The organism is Bdellovibrionales bacterium (genome assembly GCA_019750295.1).
Lineage (GTDB): Bacteria > Bdellovibrionota > Bdellovibrionia > Bdellovibrionales > JAGQZY01 > JAIEOS01.
On record JAIEOS010000020.1, the window covers coordinates 99,668 to 119,996 of the forward strand.

Consider the following 20,329-nt stretch of genomic DNA (forward strand, 5'->3'; position numbering starts at 1 on the left):
AGGCCACCTTAAGACGTAGCTAGACCAATATCCAGTCTTTCAATTGAACATACTCTGCCTCTTCCTGTCGCCGTATTCTATGCAGATGAAGCCCTTAAAGATCGCTTTTAACGCACGAATTCTCGCTACAAATTCACTGCGGGGTTGGAGTCGCTACACTTACAATCTGCTTCTCGAGTTAGCGAAGACCGAACATCAAGTCTATTTACTCAGTGATCAATCCATCAATCCGCAATTTGTACCGGAAAGTAAAAATATTCATCTTTTGATTGAACCGGCCACCTCTTACATTCAGTGGGAACAGTGGACTCAGAATCGCTTGTGTGAAAGCGTTGGAGCCGATGTTCTGCACGGACCCACAAATTACGGAATTCCTTTTTTTGGAAAAACGAAAAAAGTGCTCACCATCCATGATGCGATCGAGAAGTCGTTTTATGACCCCAAGAAAAGCTTCTTAGAAAAATTAAGACCGACTTATCTTAAAATGCGTCAACTGAACTCTTTGTCGCAAAAAGCAGCGGATCGAATCATTACGGTGAGCCACCATGCCAAACACGATATTCATAAAACTTATGGAGTCCCTTTAGAAAAAATTCAGGTGATTTACGAAGCTGCCGATCCTCAGTTTAATCCAAAGGCGGTGCTTCCTTGGAGGGACCTCGTCAAAATAATCCCGCGACTCATGGAGAACTATTTCTTCTACGTAGGAGGCCTTGAAGAACGAAAAAACATCGGTCTCCTCTTACAAACGTTTGCCCTTCGCCAAAAGAAAGACGAACAACTTTTGATTTCTGGCGGAGACCCCCTATGGATTCATCACTATGAGCAAAAAACAAAAGATCTTCAGCTGAGTGATCAAGTTTTTTTTACGGGACCTGTGGAAGAGGCACTGATGCCCTCCCTTTATCGCTACGCTCGCTGTTTTCTTTACCCTAGTTTATATGAGGGTTTTGGGTTACAGGTCGTCGAATCTTTGGAGATGGAAACTCCAGTTTTGTGCGCGAACACCACGAGTCTCATCGAAGTTTTAGGAGACAGCGAATGTGGATTCTCTCCTCACTCGCCTCATGAGTTATCTCTCCTTATGGATAAAATAAATCAGCAAGACTTCTACCTCCGCAAAAAACAATTCGCCAAAGAGCGAAGTCAGCACTTCTCTTGGAAGAAAACCATCGACGAGACTCTGAGAGTTTATCATGATGTTGTGAATGAGGTTTAAAATGCCCCCTTCAGGCTCTGTCTGTCAATTTTTACTTCAAGCTTTAAATCAGGACCCAATCACTCACCTCCTGTCTACGGAAGAAGAAGCCCAACTGCAACACCTGGTGAATGAACATAAGATCGAAGGCTACATTCTCCCCTATCGTCACCAACTCAAGTCCCCGCGACTCATCGCTCACCTTGAAGCCGTCGTCAAAAAAAACACTCTACAGAATTTGATTCTCAAACAAAACTGGATGGAAATTCAAAAGGAATGCGAAAAAATCAACATCACTCCGTCGGGTTTCAAGGGCATTGATCTCATTCAGTGGCTTGTATCTCCTGGATCTCGACCCCTGACCGATATTGACGTGTATGTTGAACCTCAGTATTTCTCCGACGTCTCAAAAGTTCTGCAACGACTCAATTACCAAGCCGTTGATGAGTCGAAGTGGTTTGCTAACGCTCACAAATCGACTTTTAAGTCGATAGAAGGACTTATTGAGACGACCGTGGAAGTTCATACTCAACTCTTTTACAATCAAGCAGTTTCGACCCAGTGGCGATTTGAGAATCGTTCTCACGGTTCATCTTTAGTTCCCGCAGATCAGGTTATATATTTGTCCTATCACCTGGCGCACCAACACACCTTCCTTAAATTGTTCTGGCTTATGGATCTTGTTCGATTGACCCAAAGTCATCCGAATGTTTGGAACGAAGAGCTTTTTCTTCGAGCGAAATCGTTAGGGGCTTTTCAAGCGGTTATGAGTGTTGCTTACGTCTTAAACTGTTTCTTCAAATCGGGAATTCATCTCCCGCCGGCGAAAATTAAGGCTCGACCGTGCCTGACTTGGGAATTTTTAGTCTCTCCAGAGGCGTATCGTTGGCGATACTATACGGCAAAACATTTGCTGAAAGACTCTTTTGCTGAAAGTCTCACCTATGATCTAGGATGGGTAAAACACCGCTGGAGTGGACTATTGTCGCCAAAATCGATTGATCGAACCTAAAAAGTAGACGCCGATGCGACTAAGTCCTCGAACCGGACGCCATTGAGACAGCCGCATTTGTCTTTGTAAAAAACAAAAAACAGAAAGCGCCCAAAATTTTTCAAAGCGCGAAATTTTTCCGTTTTGAATTTTTCCTTGGATCTTACCCCAGACTTCGATGTTGTTATAAATCTCTAGCTGGTAGGTCCAATCTCCTTTAAAAAAATAATTATTCTTGGTCTGACCTAGGAAACGATGGCACACCCACTCCCCGTTAGGGCAACGGTACAGAAAAATCTCTCCGATTTGATCCTGATCCGAAAGAGCTCGGGGTTTTTCAAACATATCCACTAGAAGCTGATCGCCCGAGCGAAGATACGGGAACATACTACTGCCACTGAGAGGGATCGGCGTCATTTACGTGCTCGCTTCAAAAACTTCTTTTTTAACTTCGGCTAATGTTTTTGTAAAACATCCCACGGCGGTCGCATCTCCACCCTCGTTTTTAGCCATACCGGGGCAATGATCACAAAAAGAAATGAGATCGTCGGAAATATTTTTAAGATCCTTGTTTTTCATGTGACGCCATCGATCCACTTGAGACGCATGCCATAGTTCTGCAAAGGGAGACTGAGTGAGGTTGCCGAGGGGCTCACGGATTTCAATGCAAGGCAGAAGCTCTCCATAGGCCGTCACGGCACACTTACCTTTGCCGGCATTACAAACATAGTTGTCACCCGTTTCGGGATTGGGTTGAGGCAATCCTTTTTCCCAGCGCCGCGCTTTCTCACTAAAAAAATATTTTAACTGCTCTCGACTGGCCCGCATTAACTTTGGCGAACTATCGCCATTCAGCTTAGGGGTAATCATGGGGTCCATCTTAAGATTGTAGTTACGATTCACACACCAATCTTCTAATTCAAAAATGGTGTCTATGTTTTCTTTGGTCAGGAGAGCATTTAACGAGATATCTAAGCCCGCTTCGCGACAAAATTCGATCGCTCGAACGGTCTTTGCGTGAGAGCCTCGAACTTTTGTCATGCGATCGTGAATTTCCGGGGAATGGCTGTAGAGACTCAAAGTGACATTGTTCATTCCTAGATCTTTAAGCCTTTGTGCCGTCTCCAGGGAATTAATTTTTAGCCCATTCGTAATCATCGAGGTGTGAAACCCGAGCTGGCTGGATCGCTCCATGATGGGCCAAAAGTAAGGACTCAGCATCGCTTCGCCCCCCATCAGGATCAAAAACAATGTTCCCGCAGTTCTTAATTCTTCAAGAATATGCAGCCAGTCGTCTAATTTTAACACTCGCTGAGCATCGTCCTCGAAAGACTCAAGATAACAATGCGTGCATCTCTCGTTGCAACGATTGGTCAACTCGAGCGAGGCCTGTAAGGGGATCCACTTTTGACTGCTCAGAACACGAAACTTATCGAGCAATGTGGCTTTTTCTAAAGACATTCCACCAAGCCCTCTTTTTGGAAATCACTCATCAGTTGTTCGATTTCCATATGAACGGAGGTCGGAACGTCCTCGAATTCATCAAAAACTGTGGTTATGATTTCAGAGAGCTGTACCTGACCATCAAGTTTTTGCCACACAAAAGACGCCACTTCATTCAGCTCGTGAACTTTCTGATTTTTGGGATGGATAATAATCACCTGATCATCGATTCGCTGCCACGGCAACTTTTCTTTGCGTCGATAAATACTCATATAGAAATCTCCGTCGTTTTGCGGTCAGCACTGAGCTTTAAAAATATCTGCGGCCAAATATCGGGCTCAATGGCGAACTTTAATTCGTAATGTAAACTGTTTTGGCTGGCGAGAGTCACCAGGGATACAATTTTCGCCATTTTTTCTTCGTCGATCTGATCCCAAAAAACATTCGCCACCGACTGATACAAATGCTTGGCAAAAAGGGGCTGGGTTAACTCACTAATTTCAAAGAACTGTGCTTTTTTAAGCCAAAAGAATCCGCCGACCTCATACCAGTTGTTATACTCTTTAGGATTGGAAACACTTTGGCCGAGAGCTCCCGCCTGAGCCCAGCACTTTCCATCTTCAATTTTAAGCACATTCATATCGTCGCCGAGCACACGAGATCTTGGCGCGAGACTGGCAATCGTTGACTTTCCAGCACCCGACGGCCCTAAACAAAAATAAGCTTTATGACCGGGGCCAATCACACAGGAACTGTGGATTAAGAGCTTTCCCTGCTCTACAAAATGCAAAGGTATTAACCATCGTAAAAAATTATAAAAACCATCTGCGAGAGTGTAGGGAGCGATGAGAAAAACTTTTTTATTGTCCACGACAGCAACAAAATCCCGATGAAGCGCGATGGTTCGACCGTTCTCTTGGTAAGTTTCACATTCAAAACGAGGCTCATCCTCCCAGTCTTCCGGCGTCCAACCCCATTTTTCACTATCCACCCACTCGATCTCGTACAACGGCTTTTGATTTTGCCCACCCATTAACCAGTGCAGCGGATACTGATCAAAAATCATCTGCACTAGATTTTCCGAGGCAAAAGAAAATTTTAATGGGACCTCGTGGAGATGAAGATGAAACGAATGAGGGAGCGCGGCGACCGAAGAAAAAGAAATAGTTTCGGCCAGCTTCTTCTTACGTTGCAAATTTTCTGAAAGAGTATTCATCCCCACCCCTCATTTCTATTGTCACAGGGTCTAGTTCTCTCCGCCACAAAAATACCCGCTTGCTAACTCAGTGTGCCATATCCTAGTCTTAAATCATGAGCGACACAAAAGACAAAAAGCCCGTAAAGAAGTACAAAAAACCTCAAGTGAAATCTGAATCTTTAATGACTTTTGGCGCTCTTTGCAATGGATCCGCCGTGGGTGGACGAAAGCAATCGACCGGCGCACCCAACTTTTGTAACAGCGGAAAACTTCTCTCTTAAAATTTTTAATTATTTGAGTAAATTGAAATACTGCTGAGCAATGGCTTTCGCAGAAAATATTTTGGAGCGCTTTAGACCACGATCTCTTAGCTTTTCCTGCAACTCGGGTCGATCCATCAGTTGAATCACCTGTTGCAACCAAGCCTCTTCATCATTTTCGTCCACAAGAATTCCCGCATCATCAACGACGAACGGAATCTCACCGGATCGACTGGCGATGATAGGAACTCCCGATGAAAACCCTTCAATCAACATCCTTCCAAACTGTTCTTTCCATTGGAGAGTGGTTTGACTGGGGCACAGGAGCGCATCACAGAGAGGCAACCACTGGGGAACGTCGTCATGCTTTAGACTTTTCAACTGAACACGCTCGGAGTAATTATTTCTAGCGATCCACTGACGAAACTCAGTCTCCATCGGACCGCTTCCAAGAATCAGCGCGCTCCACCCTTTCTCCTTGGGAATTCGATCAAGAACTCGCATGAACAATGAGCAGCCTTTTTCCGCCGTCCATCGCCCCATAAAACCAATGACAAAGGGCTGGAGGCCTTTCTCCTGCTGAAGTTTTATTTTTTGCGCCGGATCTAGAGGTTGAAATCTTTCGGAATCTACAAAGAAGGGAACAACTTCGGACGGTTGAGTAAATCCTTTGGCGCGATGAGTGTCCTCGACCAAGCGACCACACGCTAAAAGCGACTTGGCCCATGAGAAAACTCGAGACTCGAAAAAACGAAAGGGAAATGGATACTTTTTAAAAATGTTCTGACAGGAATAGAAGCTAAAAGGAATTCCAACTTTGTTGAGTTTTCTTGCAATCTGATATCCAGAGACAATGTAAGGCTCTTCCCAAAGGATGGCTTCATCAAAATGTTCCTGTGAAAGAATTTGATGGATTTGAGAGGGATTATAAAAAAACAAGTGGATGGACTTGGAGAGATACACATCAACAGCAATGACACGTAGAGGACTTCCTAAGGGCTCCGGCTCAACATGAATATCACGAAGATCCCCATGAAAAAATCGAGGGCAAACCACGGTCACACTCATCCCGGTGTTTCTTGCCAATTCCCTCATCACTGTGCGATTAAGAGCGATGCAGTAGGAGTGACCTAGAGTGAGGATCTTTTTGGGGTTCGACATTTGTCGAGTTTACCGCGCCATACAATGCTCTTCAACATTCCCTCATTTAAACTTAGACCATGGTCAAAAAGCTCATTATCGCAATTCACGACTTACACCCTTGGGGCGGCCAAGATAAGTCGAATCTCGAAATTCTTTACCCGGTCAACAAAGACGTGCCGATGGAGCTTCATGCCTATCAGTTCATCGATCAGCGCCCTTGGCCTCAATTAAAGTTTATCCCCTACTCTGTGAAATTCACCAAAATCTTCCTAGTTAAACAATTTCATTACATTTTCATGACCACCCTCCATTTTATTTGGCGCTACCGCAAGAGCATTCGTCGCAAAAATCAGATCTGGATTCAGACCACCGGCACCGCATCGCTCATTGCCGATATCATTCAAGTTCAGTTTATCCATTCATCATGGCAAAAAATCATTGATAACTTCGAAGTGAAGTCAACAATCAGCGGTTGGAAGGCGATTTATCAAGGACTGATCAGCTCTTGGAATGCAGCGCTTGAGCAATTGGTCTTTACCCCTAACCGAAAATACATTGCCATCTCTCATGCCATCAAAAAGGAACTGATCAGTGAATTTTCGATCCCCGAAAAAAACATCATTACGATCTATCATGGCGTCGACACGGAGGAGTTCTGCCCACACTCTTCCACTTCCACCTCGACGAGCACTCGCCAACGTTTGAGAAAAGAGCTTGGTGTTAACGACGATGATTATGTCTTGCTTCATGTCGGCGCTCTCAACGAAAGAAAAGGAGTCAATACCGCCATCAGCACCCTCGGTTACCTTCATAAAAATGGGATCGAGAACGTTCATTACGTCGCGATTGGAAGCGGAGATCGACAGATTCTCTCTGAGCTGGCCGAGGCCGAGGGCGTAAAAAGTAAGGTTCACTTTATTTCACATTCCAAAAACGTACGCGATTATTACTGGGCATCGGATATTTTCTTTTTCCCAACGGTTTATGAGCCCTTTGGTCTTGTCGTCCTCGAGGCGATGGCCAGTGGACTTTGCACGGTGGTCTCGAGTACGGCGGGAGCCTCGGAGCTCGTCACCCATAAGACCAATGGTTTACTGATCAAGAATATTTTTGACCCGACCACCATGGGGGATCAATTGACTTCACTCATCAAAGACAAGGCCCTTCAAGAAAAACTCTCCACCGAGGCCCGCGCTCTCGCCTTAAAAAATTCTTGGCAACATGTCGCCGATAACTACCTCGCCTTTTACAAGACTCTAAAAAGGGATGATTCTCGAGGAGGACCATGATTCAAAAGAAAATTCTAATTCCCTCCTATGATTTTAAACCGGCCCTGGGCGGTGTTGCTAATTATGTTCACGAAGTCGCAACCAGTTGGGCTAAGCTCGGACATAAAGTGACTGTCCTCGCCCGAACTCAAGAGGGCGATAAAGCGTTTGACGAGCAAGTGCCTTACACCGTCGTAAGAATTCCCACTCCTCAAACCGCGATTTTAACTTTACCGATGTTTTCAAAAAACATTCGATGGCTCTCTGAGACATTGGAACCTGATTTTATTTTTTGCCCACTGTGGTTCCCCGACGGCGCAGCCACTTATCTCTCGCGAGTCAAAACTATTCCGTTTTTCCTAGCCGCTCATGGCAGCGAAGTCTTTTTAACCAAAGATTCATTAAAACACACGGTGCGCACCGTTTTTTTGGGCATTTTACAAAAAGGGGTTTTCTCTTCGGCAAAAAAAATATTTGCTGTCAGTAACTACACTAAAAATGCCCTGCATGCACTGCCTGGAGTAAGACCCAATTCTGTGATCGTCGCCAACAACGGGGTTAATCCTGACGTTTTTTATAAAAAACATTTAGAGTTCCCACTAGAGCCGTCTCTTAAAGGAAAGAAACTTCTGTTGACCGTCACGCGCCTGCATGCCTACAAGGGCGTCGACTCGGTTCTTAAAGCGTTACCTCATGTGATAAAGAACGTTCCCGACACCCACTATCTTGTTGTTGGTAAAGGACCCGATCGCGAACGTTTGGAAGCTTTAGCTAAAGATTTAGGGGTCAGTGCTCATGTCACATTCCTGGGGGCCGTCTCCTACGAGCAGGTGATTGACCTCTACAACACCGCCACCCTATTTGTCCTTTTGTCTCGAGAGGAACTTCCCGATGTGGAAGGCTTTGGTTTGGTGTTTCTCGAAGCGGCCGCCTGCGGACTTCCCTCTCTCGGGGGCCACAGCGGCGGTATTCCCGATGCGATCGATGACATGCGCTCGGGATGGCTGGTTGATCCGACATCTATTTCTGACATCGAAGTGAAGCTCACCAATCTCTTATCGTCTCCACAAATTCTTAAATCCGCGGCAGAGTATGGTTTAGAGACAGCCCCCCTGCGCACTTGGGAAACGACCGCACGTACAATCCTAGAAAACATTTATGAAAACTGAACCTGCAAAATCTCACATCGTTTTTATGGGAACTTCGACCCATTTAGGGGGCGCCGAGCGCTCGCTGCTCGATTTTTTAAAAATGTACAGCCAAGATCCTGAGCGCGAAAACTATTCGGTTCTTTTTCCGAAAAGCGATGGTCCGCTGATCGAGGCTCTAAAAAGCCTCGACATCAAAGTGTTCACGCTCAGTTGGCCGGAGCTCTTTCTCAAATCCTCACGAAGCAATCAGCGCTCGATCTTGGCCGCTCTGATTTTTAATTTTCCTCAACTTTTAATTTATTTTTTTCGTCTGCTTTATTTTTTTAAAAAACATCGAGTGACTCACGTTCACTCCACAGGAATCAAGTGCCACGTTCTCTTGTGCTTAGCCTCTCTCTTTGTCAGAACAAAAATCACAATTCATTTTAGAGATAGCATCACCCACCCTCGCCTCCGTCGTTTTTTTTCCCTGTTCAAGAGACGAAAGAACATTATTTGGGTATCGGCCTCTAAATACATTCAAGCCACTGCGCCAGAACTCCCGATGATCAACATCTACGATGGATTTGATGACGAAATCTTTTTCCCCCAACGAGGCACGTTTTTAAAAAAGCAATTAGGCCTTCCCTTTGGAACTCCGCTGGTGGTGCTGATGGGAGTGGTGGCCCGCTGGAAGGGACAAAAAGAGTTTATCGAAGCCGCTCAAAAAGTGGTGCAGGCCGTGCCGCGAGTTCACTTTGCCATTGTTGGAGAGAAAATCTACGATACACTTGCCGATAGTGACTACTACGATGAGATCATTCAATTAGCAAAGACCTTAGGGTTGGAAGATCGAGTTCACTTCGTCCGTTTTCAAAAGCATCCCGAGGTGATCTACAATAGCGTGGATCTTTTAGTGCATTGCTCGATCGCGCCGGAGCCCTTCGGACGCGTGATTGTTGAAGCCATGCTTTGTAAGACACCCGTGATCGCATCGCGTGCCGGCGGCGTTTTAGAAATCGTTGAGGACAATGTGACTGGCTTCCTCCACGAGCCCGGAAATGTTCGCGACTTAGCGAGAAAAATCAGAAATTGCCTCCTGAAAGAGGGACTGCAAGACCCGACCGCAAAAGCTCACGAGTTCGCCAAAGCTGCATTCAATCTACGCAAACAATACGATGCTCAGAAAAAAACCTTCTTGAGATTATAGTTCCTCTTTTTCGATCTCAATTCGCTTAAGGAATCATCAGCTTTTGTTAAGGTTTTGTTAGCTCTTTGTAACACTTCTCATTTTTCTTTGAATTCCCTCGGGATAACTCATTAATATGACTCGGGGTAATGACAAAAACTTGAGAACTGAATCACGGTGGAAAGGGAAATTCGCCATGCTTAAACAACTCACGATTGTACTAATAGGGTTAATGGTAGGCTCAGCGGGGTTCAGCGCAACTCCCAAATACTATCCCGAATTTCAATCCAAAACGTCGGAAGATCTCAAAAAGGAACTTTATACGATTCTGAGTCAGTTTCACAAGCCTCAAGGGGATAAGCCCGATGCGATCCTAGCCAATTGCTCTGAGCCCGGCTGCTTTAAACACACCGAAGTGTCTTACAAAAAAGCACGTGCGTATTTATTCGGTTTTTTGCATTTAGAAGGGAGTAGCTTTAGCAGCTATCGCCTCGACACTTACTACTGTGATGCGAGCCTGACCAATGAAGATTTTCCTAAAGGAGAAGCTTTAGGACCAATGATGATTCCTAAGCACACCGTGGTCAATGCCGAGCATGCATGGCCGCAAAGTAAATTCACCGGGAAATTTTCGAAAGCTACTCAAAAGTCTGATCTCCATATTTTATTCCCAGTGGATTCCAAGGTGAACTCCATTCGCCAAAACCTTCCGTATGGCGAAGTGGTTGAGCCCACCAAAGACGTTTGCCCCGAGGCCCTCTCCGGAAAAGATGAGGCCGGAACTCATGTCTTTGAACCCAGCCTTGAGGACAAAGGCGATATGGCCCGGGCCACCTTCTATTTTTCCATTCGTTATCAAGCGAAAATCGATACAAAGCAGGAAGCGATTCTTCGAAAATGGGCCAAGCAAGACCCTGTCGACGCTCGCGAAGTGATTCGGAACGAAAAGATATTTTCGATCCAGATGGATCGCAATCCGTTTATTGATTTCCCAGAGCTCGAAGACCTGATCACAGACTTCTAAGTCTGTGATGACGGCCGACGCAGGTGTCGGCCCATCTCGACGGTATTAAAATTACATTAGTTCTTTTCGATGGTGCGGAGCTGCTGAAGTGTGTAGGCCCGTGTTTTTTCGATATCAAAATTCGGCTGGAATTGAATCTGATAGACCATGGTCGAAAACATTTTCTTTTGGGTGGCCGACGTCGGATGAGTCTCGAGAAAACGATTGATATAGAGAACCGCTTTGCGCTTGAAATCGCCGTAGTCTTTAACATTGATCGTTTGAATGGCAGTCTTGAGATCGGTGATGGTATTGATGTTTTCTAACATGCTCTAAAACTATATCGAGAGGTTTTCGAGATCAATCGTTTAACGATGACAATGAGTGTAGAAAGTCCGAAAAGGGGGTGTCCTCTCGACCGGGGGAAGCCGAGAGGACTTTTTGGGGGGGAATCTTAATTATTTAATGTGCTCATGAGATCGGCTTGAAGATTGGCTTCCTCGTCGCCCGTGAGCTTTTCAATTCTAAATTTAATTTTTTCTTTCTTATTGACGCGAGACTCTTGGCGAATGGCTTTGGAGTAGGTGCACTCCCCATTAAATTCGACATTCTCTCTCATGCCGCCTTTATAAAGGTTCACACAGTTCGCATAGGCATAGCGACGAGCCTCATCGTGGCTGCGAGCCGGTGTTTCAGCGTTAGAACTATATCCTCGCTGAGTGATAAGACCATCATCTATCATATTGCACTGACAAACGGCGATCACGCCCTCTGTCGTTGTACGGCTTCCGGCAAAAGCTGAAGAACCAGCCAAGACCAGGCCTACAAGTGTTATTACGAACTTCATATATCCTCCTATAAACGTTCCAGTAAATTCCGAAGAGTCTATGTGCAGACTCCATGCCTGGACGGAAACGATCGAGCTGCAATATAAGCTCCCTCGATTCTAACGGAGTGACAATTCTGGGCCCATTCGGCCCTGAAATGAGCGCCCGAGGACCTCCTCTCTGATTTCTTTGCACTTGCGGATGGCGCTATTTGTGCAAAACTTAAAGGAAACAGGAGGCCCTATGTCTTTATCCCGAATTCTTTTAGTTTTTACGATTTTTGGATGGGCCTCGATCACCCTCGCCGCTCCCAATCCCAAAGAGGTGGAGGCTCAGGTCGTCTCTGCGGTTTCCCGACAGTTAAACATTAAGACCGACAAGGTGATCACTCAAAGTCGTATTGAGGATTTAGGTGGGGACGAATTCGACATCGTCGATATCGCTCACCGGCTCGAAAAACAATATTCGATCTCTCTGAGCGATAGCGAAATCGACTCCTTGTCCAGAGTCGATGATTTTACGCAGATTATTTTGAATAAAGTGAAGTGATTTCGCAAAAATTTATTTCTTAAGAACGCGCTCGATAATCGCGCTAAATGTCCCGGGCTCTTGGGCCCCCATCAGAGCCACCCCGTTAATCATATAGGCGGGAGTTCCGTTAAATCCAAGTTTGTGATGCTCTTGAACGTCTTCGTTAATTCGTTGAGCGACCACGCCTTTTTTGATCTCCGCCTCAACCTTAGCTTTCACTCCCCCCACTTTTTTAAGAAGATCCCAAACATCCTTATCACTTTCGATGTTTTGCTGATTTTCGTAAGCGAGTTTATAAAATTTTTGAGCTTTAACCTTATCGGAAATCAATAAAGCTTCAAACACCTCTGCCGAGAGCTGAGCCTGCTTGTGCTGAGTCAGCGGCATGTGCTTATGAATGATCTTCACCTTCCCGTTATACTTCTTTTTGATCTCCTCGAGAGAATCAAAATCCATGCGGCACGCGGGACACTGGAAATCAGCGTATTTAATGATCGTTACTGGGGCCGAATTTTCTCCAAAAAGAACACGAGCCTCTTCGGTCTTTGCGGAGCGAGGTTTTTTAAGATCCTTTTCTAATTGCTCTTCTCTTTGCTTTTGCATTTCGACATACATCTGCTCTTGGGAAGACTGTGCGGCCTCTTGAACCACCTTCATGAACGTGACGGGATCTTTGCGAATCGCTTCGTAAACGAGATCGGGATTCTCTTGGATGGTCTGGCGAATTTGTTCCTTGGAGGCACAACCCGCAAGGATTGCGGCGGCGCCAGTGATCATCAGCAAACAGATATTATGTTTCATGTTTTTCCTTTGGTTTGTTCTTCAAAATAAAGCTCGGTGAACTTTTGTACTATCTTAAATGTAAATTCCGATATTTTTCGCCATTTGCACCCAGCGGTGATCTTCGGTCACTAAGCGGGGTTTTCCCATGACGACTTTAAGTGGAGCGCTTGAAATTGAACCGTCTTTGTAAATCACGGCTTGGCCCCACTCCCCTTTGAGCGCCAGAGACGCGGCTTTGATTCCCATCGCTGTGGTGAGGAAACGATCGGTGGTGCTCGGGGAACGACTGCGTTGAAGGTGACCTAAGACCACCGTGCGCGATTCCCATCCCACCGTTTTCTCAATCCATCGACTGAGCTGACTCCCTACGCCGACTTCGATGACTTCACTCGCACCGCTTTTATCTTTTTTGCGCTGAACCGGTCCATCGAGGAGAACACCTTCGGCCACAACGATCACTAATCCCCGATGCAAAGTTTTTTGCTCTTTAAGAAACGCGGCAAAGGCTTTCTTATCTAATTTTTTCTCGGGAATTAAAATCGCATTGGCGTAGGACGCGATTCCGCCACCGACGGCAATCCATCCCGCCGTTCGCCCCATCACTTCCACCAGAATCACGCGCTTGTGCGCATGAGCCGTCGCTCGCAAAGAGTCCACCGCCTCGCACACCACCGAGCACGCTGTATCGTAACCAAAGGTCGCGTCGGTCCCAGGAAGATCGTTATCGATGGTTTTCGGCACTCCAATAATTTTGATCTCTTGACTGACATCCTGAAGGCTCCGGAAAGTTCCATCTCCGCCAGCCACAATAATGCCCTCAAGCTTGAGCTGTTTGTATTTTTTTAAAAACTCGGCCTCGCGCCCTTCGATGCCGGAGCGATTGGACGTTCCGATAAATGTTCCCGCTTGAGCGTGAATGCCTTCGATATTGTGCATGTGAATATCAAGGGTGGCCTGATTAAAAACGCCTTCGAATCCGTCGCAAATTCCGACGACCTCATAACCCTTAAGGAGAAGCATTCGACTGGTCGCCTCGATGACACTATTGAGGCCTGGGGCATCGCCGCCGCCCGTGAGTAATCCGATCCGACGCTTTATTGATCTTTTAGTATTCGACATTGAACCCTCACTAAATATTCTCGGTAACGACCATACTGGCCACCGGTTCTTTGAGATTCCACTTTACTAAGAACATTATATCCCCCACGACACTTCTCTTGAGCCCGAAAATAGCACTGGTTGGGCCAGTGCTTACAGGTAAACTCCACGACCTGAGTCTTTTCCCCGGCGGGCGTTGTGCATCCTACAAAAAGGACGAGCCAAATCCCCCTACCAACGCGCATAGCTTCCTTTAAGGAGAGTTCGGTACGCAAAGGCATAAAAAAACAAACACGACAAAATCGAAATCCAAAGTGCCGTCCAATGATTGACGTCACTGGTCCCTAAAACTCCAAAGCGAACTCCGTTAATAAAATACAACATCGGATTCATCTGCGAAATATTTTGCCAGATGGGGTGCAGAGATTTGATCGAAAAGAAAACTCCCCCCAAATAAATCAGTGGCAAAAGCACAAACGAATTGATCGCGCTCAGTTGATCAAAGGTTCTCGCCCAAAAGGCAATGGAGATTCCAAACAGCGCAAAAGTGATTCCACCGACGCAAAGAAAAACCAAAAGCCACAGCGGATGTTGAACCGCTAAAAACTCGCCATTCATCACGTAATAGAAGACCTCTCCGGTAAATCCCGTGACCACTCCCACCAATAAACCTCGCGAAAGACCACCGAGCGCTAAGGCCGCAAGAATCTCGGTCTCCTTAAGGGGAGAGATCTTCCAGTCTTCCAAGTCTCCACTAAACTTCCCAGAGACGATGGAGCTTGAGGTGTTTTGAAACGCATTATTCAACACCGACATCATCACTAAGCCCGGGATGAGAAACGCCAGATAACTGACATTGTTTTCCAATTGAATCGCCGACCCGAGAGACACTCCAAAAATTAATAAATAAAGACTCGAGCTCACCAAAGGTGAAAACACGGTTTGCACCGAAACTTTGGCAAATCTTTTGATCTCGCGATAATACAAAGTGAGAAACGGTTGAAAATTAGTCCTCATGCTTCACTTCCTAAAACATGCCTAAAGGCATCTTCCAAAGATCCCTCTTCGATTTTGACATCGATCAACGCCTGCGCACTGAGCCCGAGCTCATCTAAAAGTTGCCCGATGCCTTTTTCAGGCTCCACTAAAAACTGCCATTCCGCATCCACATGAGAGATCAATTGGGCATGGGAGATCTCACCACTGGTTTTAAGCTTAAGCGTAACTTTCCTTTTGGTCATTTTATCGATGAGCTGTTTAGTGTTTCCAACCGTGCGAAGCTTTCCATTTTGAAGGATCCCGACGCGATCACAAAGTTTTTCCGCCTCTTCGAGGTAATGAGTCGTTAAGAGGATCGACATTCCATTTTTCTTTAGCTCCTCGACAAAATCCCAGAGAGAGGCGCGAAGCTCGATATCAACTCCGGCGGTGGGCTCGTCGAGAAGTAACAATTGCGGATCATGAACTAAAGCCTTTGCGATCAGAAGTCGGCGCTTCATTCCTCCGCTTAAGGCTTTGACTTTTTTATGGCGATGCTCCCAAAGACCTAATCGGTGCAAAAGGTATTCGATCTTTTCTCGATTGTTGCGTTTTCCAAAATACCCGGAATGAAAATCTAAAATCTCGTAGACATCAAAGTAACCATGATTGATCACCTCTTGCGGAACAAATCCAACCAAGCGTTTCGCATCGGTGGGCGACGTCTGTGGGCTTCGGCCATAGATCGAAATCTCTCCCGACGTCGGCTCCTGGAGAGTGACGAGGCAAGAGATGATTGAGGTTTTACCCGCCCCATTGGGACCGAGGAGACCGAAAATTTCTCCCGGGTGAACCTCAAAGCTCACATCATTGACGGCGGTGGCGGAGCCGTACTTCTTCACGAGATTTTTAATCTGTAACGGGATGGAATTCATTCTTCACAGTATTCCTTTGCGCCTCTCCTCTGTCTACTTTACGAGGGGATGATGCCACTCGGCATGGGGTGCTGTATTGGCGGGCTTTTTGCTCATTCTCACGTTGAATTGAACCAGATATCCCCTCGGTGGAGCCCATGTGTTTGGACGTATAGTCTTTTCATTTTTTGTATGTTTTTTAAACAGTCCGTGGGCTTCGGCCGCACCGACGTGCTTTGATATTTTTAAGGCTTCTCCCCGCGCGAGCTTCCTCGCCCCCTTCCGTGAGGTACGTTCAGAACTTAAGCCCACGGAAATCCCCCAGCACGGAATGGTGATTCGTGCCGGATCCCGCGAGGGTTTACAAAAGGTGCTCGCGGTTTTGGATGTGCGCGATGGAACTTATCCTCTGATAATTGACCAGTCGAATAACGTAGTGATCGATCACCGTCTCCCCGACATTCAAGCAAAGTTAAGACGCCCCTTTCTTGGCACCCATCGCGGCCTTTACAGTCAACTCTTAGCCACCTTTGGAAGCTCGGCCCAGGTGGTGTTCGCAGGTCAGATTCGCGTGGTGGGAGGTCGAGCCATTAATCTCATTGATCAGGCCTCGACGTTTCATGATGTTATGAAGAATCACGATGCCAACGATACCGTGCAAGTCGAGCGAGCCTTTAACGAGCTTGTGGAGAGCAATCAGGTTCGTTTGGATTTTGCGTTCTCGTATTTAAAAAGTTTAGGACTCGTTTCCGAATCCACGGAGATCATCAATTATCAAAAACGCTTTGGTCGCTCCGAAGACAAATCCGAGGGGCACGTCCTCGCCGAGCGCGCCGCTGTTTTTGAAATCCGTTGTCGCGCCAATCCCCAATGCCTTTCGAAGTTTATGAGAGCTGAACGATTTGTAAGACAGGTGGTGGATCGCGGTGGCATCTCTTACATCATGTCTCGCTACGAGGCTCTGAAAACGGTGGATATGGTGACGGCTTGGGATATTCTGACGTTATGGCCGATGCTCCTTAAAGACGGCCCTTTGGATGTGATGGCGCTCAAAGATATGCTCAACGTCGAAACGACCCGAGGACAAATCTTTCAGCGATTTATCGAGGACTCACCGACATTACTTTTAATTGAAGATTAAATGGAATACCCCGCCGAAAACGGCGAACCAAAAATCACGTCGGGATTTTCTTTTTCTAACCACCGAAGATCCCACTCGTTAGCGACAAGCACAACCGGGGCATCATTGAGATCGCGATAGACCGTGGCTCCATTGACCGCCGTCACCGGTTTGTCGGCCGCATCTCTCGGCCATCGTGCCACGGTGTAAGGCAACCGCTGAAGCTTGGTCTCAAGTCCATACTCATCTTCTAAGCGGAACTGCAGCACTTCAAATTGAAGCTCCCCGACCACTCCCACAATCGCGTCTTGCATGCCGATGACGGGATCGACAAAAAGTTGAATGGCTCCCTCTTCGGAAAGTTCTTTTAAACCCTTCTGAAGTTTTTGCCGCTTCATGGAATCGGGTACTGAGAGTTTAGTGAAAAGCTCCGGCGAGAATTTAGGAATGTCATGAAAACTCAGTTTTTTTCCATCGGTGACGGTGTCGCCAATTTGAAAGTATCCCGAATCATTCACTCCGATGATGTCACCCGCGTAGGCCTCGTCCACCGTTTCGCGATCTTGGGCGGTAAATTGGTTAGAGTGAGACAACCGCAGCTCGCGATTTAAACGTTGATGCTGGACCTTCATTCCGCGCGTAAACGCCCCTGAGCACAATCGTAGAAACGCCACGCGATCCCGGTGACGACGATCCATGTTCGCTTGGATTTTAAAAACAAAGGCCGAAAAGTAATTGTCATAGGGATCAACGATGGCGCCATCTTTGGTGGTGTGCTCGCCAGGACCCGGCGCCCATTTGGTGAAGTAATCTAAAAACAAATCGACGCCGAAGTTGGCCTTCGCACTCCCAAAAAACGCTGGAGACAGTTCGCCGGCGAGAAATGCCTTCTCATCAAACTCATCATTGTCGGCATCGATGAGTTCGATCTCTTCAAGGACGCTAGCGACGATATCGCGATGAAGCCAGGTGGCCCAGCGAGGATCCTTTAAGGAATCCACATCGACCACTTCCCACTCCATATTTTTCTCGGCCTCTTTGTTGTAGAGATAGACTTTTTTCTGGAAGCGGTCGTAGACGCCTTTAAATAGATCGCCAACGCCCAAAGGCCAGTTCACAGGAAAGCACTTCGTCTTTAAAGTGGTTTCTATCTCGTCAATAAGTTCAAGTGGTGCTTTACCTTCGCGATCGCACTTATTGATAAATGTGAAGATCGGAATTTTACGGTAATTACAAACTTCGTAGAGCTTTTTGGTTCGCTCTTCCACGCCCTTCGCCACGTCAATCAGCATGAGAGCGGTATCGGCCGCAACAAGGGTGCGGTAGGTGTCTTCGGAGAAGTCTTTGTGCCCGGGCGTATCGAGGAGATTAATTTTAAGTCCGTTGTAATCGAAATTAATCACCGACGAGGTGATCGAAATCCCCCGCTGCTGCTCCATCGTCATCCAGTCGGAAGTGGCGGCTTTGGTCCCCGATTTTCCTTTGACCTCGCCCGTTTCGCGAATCACACCCCCGTGATAGATCAACTTCTCGGTGATTGTGGTTTTCCCCGCATCCGGGTGCGAAATAATTGCAAAAGTGCGACGAATTTTAATGTGTTCTGCGATAGACATGAACCTTGTAATTAACAGCAGTTTCCCATCTAGACAATCACCGAAATTAGAATTAAATCTGGCTATTCCATGCGCAAATATACCGTAAAAACGTTTTATGCCTTTTCCCCTGTTTCCAACGAGGACGTCCCTCTGGCCAGTGCCGATCTGACAAAACTTGCAGAAGAACTTGAAGTTTTGGGCCTGATGATTATGGGAAAAGAAGGGGTCAACACGACTTTGGCGAGTTTAAACGCCGAAGCCCTTGATCAGTTTATTAGCGCCACCATCCGCCGCCTGAGTCTGAGAGACGCCTCGGTGATTAAAACCAGTTACAGCGAACGCCGCCCCTTTAAGCGCTTTGATATTAAGATTCGCTCGGAGATTGTCACTTTAGGCAACGAGCAGATCGTCCCCGAACAACGCCACCACAAACACATTAGCCCCGAAGAATGGCACCAGATGATGCTCAACGAAGACGTGGTCGTGCTCGACACTCGTAATGACTACGAGGTGAAGATCGGAAAATTTAAAGACGCTCTCGATCTCGGCATCAAAGAGTTTCGCGATCTCCCCGAAAAGTTAAAGTCTCTCGATACCGATCGCGAAAAACCGCATTTAATTTATTGCACCGGAGGCATCCGCTGCGAAAAGGCCATCTACGAACTCGAAAACCAGGGCTTTAAAAACGTCTACCAGCTCGACGGTGGAATTTTAAATTACATGGAAAAATTCCCGAACCAACTCTTCGAGGGCGAATGCTTCGTGTTCGATGCCCGAGTGGCGCTCGATCAAAAGCTCGAGCCGTCGCAAACGTATTCCTTGTGCCCCCATTGCGGAGACACCGCCACTTTGGAGATCGAGTGCTTAAAATGCGATCATAAATCGAAGCTTTGCGACAAGTGCAATGAGTTAGCAGGGCAAGAGGAAACCAAATCCTATAAAACGTGCTCAAAAAACTGTAAGTACCATTATGAGCTCAATCCCCACCGCAAGGGCCCGCATCAGCGACAATATTACACACGCTAACCGCGTTATTTCCGCGAAATATCTACACCAGACCATTGCCCTCCCCGCACAAAAGCGCTATAAATACGACTTCCTTATTTACCAAAACGGTAAAAATCCCTGTCGCGGGGTGGAGCAGTCTGGTAGCTCGTCGGGCTCATAACCCGAAGGTCGTAGGTTCAAATCCTGCCCCCGCAACCAATTTTCAATTGGTTGAAGCGTAAAGCAAAACAACAAGTTAGCTGTCGCTGGCAAGATTCAAAAAACCTACATTAAATTTTAACTTCGGACCAATTTCGGGCGCATACTGCAGTTTTTTATACATTTAACTGCAGCCCACAAACACCTTCTCAGCCTTTAGAAAAGACTCTATGGCTAAGATTGAATGTCATTATGGAAACTTTAGAGTTCGCTGGACTGATGAAAATGGAATCAGAAACAGCCGTACTTTCGATACAAGGCTTGATGCCGACTATTTTATCTCAAGAGAAACTTTAAGAGTTAAGGAAGCCAAAAAAGGACTCTCCCCGACTCTCATGCTCAATAAAACTTTTGAGGACCTTATTGATTACTGGATCAAGCACAGAAGCAGCCAAAAAAGAAACCCAAAGGATGATCTCTCAATCATCAACTGCCATCTCAGGCCCTATTTCGG

23 protein-coding genes and 1 tRNA gene are annotated in these 20,329 nt (G+C 46.5%); 12 read left to right on the plus strand and 12 right to left on the minus strand.

Features of this window, described 5'->3' with window-relative positions; all coding sequences use genetic code 11:
* Positions 1-79 precede the first annotated feature (79 nt).
* On the plus strand, positions 80-1,219 hold the full coding sequence (locus K2Q26_05720; GenBank protein ID MBY0314995.1) for a glycosyltransferase family 4 protein: 1,140 nt from the start codon (positions 80-82) through the stop codon (positions 1,217-1,219).
* Between the two features lies 1 nt (position 1,220).
* Positions 1,221-2,210, plus strand: a complete 990-nt coding sequence (locus tag K2Q26_05725; GenBank protein ID MBY0314996.1) for a nucleotidyltransferase family protein — start codon at positions 1,221-1,223, stop codon at positions 2,208-2,210.
* Here the strand turns inward: K2Q26_05725 and K2Q26_05730 are convergent.
* Genes K2Q26_05730 through K2Q26_05745 form a run of 4 tightly spaced genes read right to left on the minus strand, consistent with a single transcriptional unit; the run spans position 2,178 to position 4,848 of the window.
* On the minus strand, positions 2,178-2,606 hold the full coding sequence (locus tag K2Q26_05730; GenBank protein ID MBY0314997.1) for a S24/S26 family peptidase: 429 nt from the start codon (positions 2,604-2,606) through the stop codon (positions 2,178-2,180). The genes K2Q26_05725 and K2Q26_05730 overlap by 33 nt on opposite strands.
* Positions 2,607-3,650: a radical SAM protein gene (locus tag K2Q26_05735; GenBank protein MBY0314998.1), complete on the minus strand. Its 1,044-nt coding sequence runs from the start codon at positions 3,648-3,650 to the stop codon at positions 2,607-2,609.
* The gene (locus K2Q26_05740) at positions 3,641-3,904 is read right to left on the minus strand and encodes a PqqD family protein (GenBank protein ID MBY0314999.1); all 264 of its coding nucleotides are present in this window, start codon (positions 3,902-3,904) and stop codon (positions 3,641-3,643) included. The genes K2Q26_05735 and K2Q26_05740 overlap by 10 nt, the downstream gene beginning before the upstream one ends.
* Positions 3,901-4,848, minus strand: coding sequence for a hypothetical protein (locus tag K2Q26_05745; GenBank protein ID MBY0315000.1), 948 nt, complete (start codon positions 4,846-4,848; stop codon positions 3,901-3,903). The genes K2Q26_05740 and K2Q26_05745 overlap by 4 nt, the downstream gene beginning before the upstream one ends.
* A 95-nt stretch (positions 4,849-4,943) precedes the next feature.
* Between K2Q26_05745 and K2Q26_05750 the strand changes: the two genes are divergently transcribed.
* Positions 4,944-5,111 carry a hypothetical protein gene (locus tag K2Q26_05750; protein ID MBY0315001.1) on the plus strand — a complete coding sequence of 56 codons (168 nt, stop codon included), beginning with the start codon at positions 4,944-4,946 and terminating at the stop codon, positions 5,109-5,111.
* Positions 5,112-5,120: 9 nt separating this feature from the next.
* On the opposite strand, the gene K2Q26_05755 is transcribed toward K2Q26_05750, so the two are convergent.
* Positions 5,121-6,251 (minus strand): glycosyltransferase, encoded by a 1,131-nt coding sequence (locus tag K2Q26_05755; protein MBY0315002.1) that lies wholly within the window; start codon positions 6,249-6,251, stop codon positions 5,121-5,123.
* A gap of 59 nt (positions 6,252-6,310) precedes the next feature.
* Here K2Q26_05755 and K2Q26_05760 point away from each other — a divergent pair, with 59 nt between their 5' ends.
* The 4 genes from K2Q26_05760 to K2Q26_05775 all read left to right on the plus strand — a co-directional run bounded on the left by K2Q26_05760 (position 6,311) and on the right by K2Q26_05775 (position 10,844).
* Positions 6,311-7,522 (plus strand): glycosyltransferase family 4 protein, encoded by a 1,212-nt coding sequence (locus K2Q26_05760; protein MBY0315003.1) that lies wholly within the window; start codon positions 6,311-6,313, stop codon positions 7,520-7,522.
* Complete coding sequence (locus K2Q26_05765) at positions 7,519-8,670, plus strand: glycosyltransferase family 4 protein (GenBank protein MBY0315004.1); 1,152 nt, start codon at positions 7,519-7,521, stop codon at positions 8,668-8,670. The genes K2Q26_05760 and K2Q26_05765 overlap by 4 nt, the downstream gene beginning before the upstream one ends.
* The gene (locus tag K2Q26_05770) at positions 8,660-9,841 is read left to right on the plus strand and encodes a glycosyltransferase family 4 protein (protein MBY0315005.1); all 1,182 of its coding nucleotides are present in this window, start codon (positions 8,660-8,662) and stop codon (positions 9,839-9,841) included. The genes K2Q26_05765 and K2Q26_05770 overlap by 11 nt, the downstream gene beginning before the upstream one ends.
* A 175-nt stretch (positions 9,842-10,016) precedes the next feature.
* Positions 10,017-10,844: an endonuclease gene (locus K2Q26_05775; GenBank protein ID MBY0315006.1), complete on the plus strand. Its 828-nt coding sequence runs from the start codon at positions 10,017-10,019 to the stop codon at positions 10,842-10,844.
* A 56-nt stretch (positions 10,845-10,900) separates the two neighbouring features.
* On the opposite strand, the gene K2Q26_05780 is transcribed toward K2Q26_05775, so the two are convergent.
* Together K2Q26_05780 and K2Q26_05785 are read right to left on the minus strand one after the other, a co-directional pair.
* A complete protein-coding gene (locus tag K2Q26_05780) occupies positions 10,901-11,152 on the minus strand; it encodes a hypothetical protein (protein MBY0315007.1) in 252 nt (83 codons plus the stop codon).
* Positions 11,153-11,277: 125 nt separating this feature from the next.
* A complete protein-coding gene (locus tag K2Q26_05785) occupies positions 11,278-11,670 on the minus strand; it encodes a hypothetical protein (GenBank protein ID MBY0315008.1) in 393 nt (130 codons plus the stop codon).
* Positions 11,671-11,893: 223 nt separating this feature from the next.
* Here K2Q26_05785 and K2Q26_05790 point away from each other — a divergent pair, with 223 nt between their 5' ends.
* Complete coding sequence (locus tag K2Q26_05790; protein ID MBY0315009.1) at positions 11,894-12,199, plus strand: hypothetical protein; 306 nt, start codon at positions 11,894-11,896, stop codon at positions 12,197-12,199.
* A 12-nt stretch (positions 12,200-12,211) separates the two neighbouring features.
* On the opposite strand, the gene K2Q26_05795 is transcribed toward K2Q26_05790, so the two are convergent.
* The 4 genes from K2Q26_05795 to K2Q26_05810 all read right to left on the minus strand — a co-directional run bounded on the left by K2Q26_05795 (position 12,212) and on the right by K2Q26_05810 (position 15,975).
* Positions 12,212-12,982: a DsbA family protein gene (locus tag K2Q26_05795; protein ID MBY0315010.1), complete on the minus strand. Its 771-nt coding sequence runs from the start codon at positions 12,980-12,982 to the stop codon at positions 12,212-12,214.
* 54 nt (positions 12,983-13,036) lie between these two features.
* Positions 13,037-14,083, minus strand: coding sequence for a 6-phosphofructokinase (locus K2Q26_05800; protein MBY0315011.1), 1,047 nt, complete (start codon positions 14,081-14,083; stop codon positions 13,037-13,039).
* A gap of 210 nt (positions 14,084-14,293) precedes the next feature.
* Positions 14,294-15,079 carry an ABC transporter permease gene (locus K2Q26_05805; GenBank protein ID MBY0315012.1) on the minus strand — a complete coding sequence of 262 codons (786 nt, stop codon included), beginning with the start codon at positions 15,077-15,079 and terminating at the stop codon, positions 14,294-14,296.
* On the minus strand, positions 15,076-15,975 hold the full coding sequence (locus K2Q26_05810; protein ID MBY0315013.1) for an ABC transporter ATP-binding protein: 900 nt from the start codon (positions 15,973-15,975) through the stop codon (positions 15,076-15,078). The genes K2Q26_05805 and K2Q26_05810 overlap by 4 nt, the downstream gene beginning before the upstream one ends.
* Positions 15,976-16,114: 139 nt before the next feature.
* Here K2Q26_05810 and K2Q26_05815 point away from each other — a divergent pair, with 139 nt between their 5' ends.
* Positions 16,115-17,095 (plus strand): hypothetical protein, encoded by a 981-nt coding sequence (locus K2Q26_05815; GenBank protein ID MBY0315014.1) that lies wholly within the window; start codon positions 16,115-16,117, stop codon positions 17,093-17,095.
* Here K2Q26_05815 and K2Q26_05820 read toward each other — a convergent pair.
* Positions 17,092-18,687, minus strand: a complete 1,596-nt coding sequence (locus tag K2Q26_05820; protein MBY0315015.1) for a peptide chain release factor 3 — start codon at positions 18,685-18,687, stop codon at positions 17,092-17,094. The genes K2Q26_05815 and K2Q26_05820 overlap by 4 nt on opposite strands.
* Positions 18,688-18,756: 69 nt before the next feature.
* Between K2Q26_05820 and K2Q26_05825 the strand changes: the two genes are divergently transcribed.
* The 3 genes from K2Q26_05825 to K2Q26_05835 all read left to right on the plus strand — a co-directional run.
* The gene (locus tag K2Q26_05825) at positions 18,757-19,695 is read left to right on the plus strand and encodes a hypothetical protein (GenBank protein MBY0315016.1); all 939 of its coding nucleotides are present in this window, start codon (positions 18,757-18,759) and stop codon (positions 19,693-19,695) included.
* A 103-nt stretch (positions 19,696-19,798) separates the two neighbouring features.
* Positions 19,799-19,875, plus strand: a tRNA-Met gene (locus K2Q26_05830).
* A gap of 170 nt (positions 19,876-20,045) precedes the next feature.
* On the plus strand, positions 20,046-20,329 hold a 284-nt coding region (locus K2Q26_05835), incomplete at its 3' end, for a hypothetical protein (protein ID MBY0315017.1).

Coding starts and splice junctions, on each gene's coding strand:
- K2Q26_05790 (MBY0315009.1), top strand. CDS start 11,894: ATGTCTTTATCCCGAATTCTTTTAGTTTTTACGATTTTTGGATGGGCC.
- K2Q26_05795 (MBY0315010.1), bottom strand. CDS start 12,982: ATGAAACATAATATCTGTTTGCTGATGATCACTGGCGCCGCCGCAATC.
- K2Q26_05755 (MBY0315002.1), bottom strand. CDS start 6,251: ATGTCGAACCCCAAAAAGATCCTCACTCTAGGTCACTCCTACTGCATC.
- K2Q26_05805 (MBY0315012.1), bottom strand. CDS start 15,079: ATGAGGACTAATTTTCAACCGTTTCTCACTTTGTATTATCGCGAGATC.
- K2Q26_05775 (MBY0315006.1), top strand. CDS start 10,017: ATGCTTAAACAACTCACGATTGTACTAATAGGGTTAATGGTAGGCTCA.
- K2Q26_05745 (MBY0315000.1), bottom strand. CDS start 4,848: ATGAATACTCTTTCAGAAAATTTGCAACGTAAGAAGAAGCTGGCCGAA.
- K2Q26_05750 (MBY0315001.1), top strand. CDS start 4,944: ATGAGCGACACAAAAGACAAAAAGCCCGTAAAGAAGTACAAAAAACCT.
- K2Q26_05800 (MBY0315011.1), bottom strand. CDS start 14,083: ATGTCGAATACTAAAAGATCAATAAAGCGTCGGATCGGATTACTCACG.
- K2Q26_05740 (MBY0314999.1), bottom strand. CDS start 3,904: ATGAGTATTTATCGACGCAAAGAAAAGTTGCCGTGGCAGCGAATCGAT.
- K2Q26_05720 (MBY0314995.1), top strand. CDS start 80: ATGCAGATGAAGCCCTTAAAGATCGCTTTTAACGCACGAATTCTCGCT.
- K2Q26_05730 (MBY0314997.1), bottom strand. CDS start 2,606: ATGACGCCGATCCCTCTCAGTGGCAGTAGTATGTTCCCGTATCTTCGC.
- K2Q26_05785 (MBY0315008.1), bottom strand. CDS start 11,670: ATGAAGTTCGTAATAACACTTGTAGGCCTGGTCTTGGCTGGTTCTTCA.
- K2Q26_05810 (MBY0315013.1), bottom strand. CDS start 15,975: ATGAATTCCATCCCGTTACAGATTAAAAATCTCGTGAAGAAGTACGGC.
- K2Q26_05735 (MBY0314998.1), bottom strand. CDS start 3,650: ATGTCTTTAGAAAAAGCCACATTGCTCGATAAGTTTCGTGTTCTGAGC.
- K2Q26_05725 (MBY0314996.1), top strand. CDS start 1,221: ATGCCCCCTTCAGGCTCTGTCTGTCAATTTTTACTTCAAGCTTTAAAT.
- K2Q26_05780 (MBY0315007.1), bottom strand. CDS start 11,152: ATGTTAGAAAACATCAATACCATCACCGATCTCAAGACTGCCATTCAA.
- K2Q26_05825 (MBY0315016.1), top strand. CDS start 18,757: ATGCGCAAATATACCGTAAAAACGTTTTATGCCTTTTCCCCTGTTTCC.
- K2Q26_05820 (MBY0315015.1), bottom strand. CDS start 18,687: ATGTCTATCGCAGAACACATTAAAATTCGTCGCACTTTTGCAATTATT.
- K2Q26_05760 (MBY0315003.1), top strand. CDS start 6,311: ATGGTCAAAAAGCTCATTATCGCAATTCACGACTTACACCCTTGGGGC.
- K2Q26_05770 (MBY0315005.1), top strand. CDS start 8,660: ATGAAAACTGAACCTGCAAAATCTCACATCGTTTTTATGGGAACTTCG.
- K2Q26_05765 (MBY0315004.1), top strand. CDS start 7,519: ATGATTCAAAAGAAAATTCTAATTCCCTCCTATGATTTTAAACCGGCC.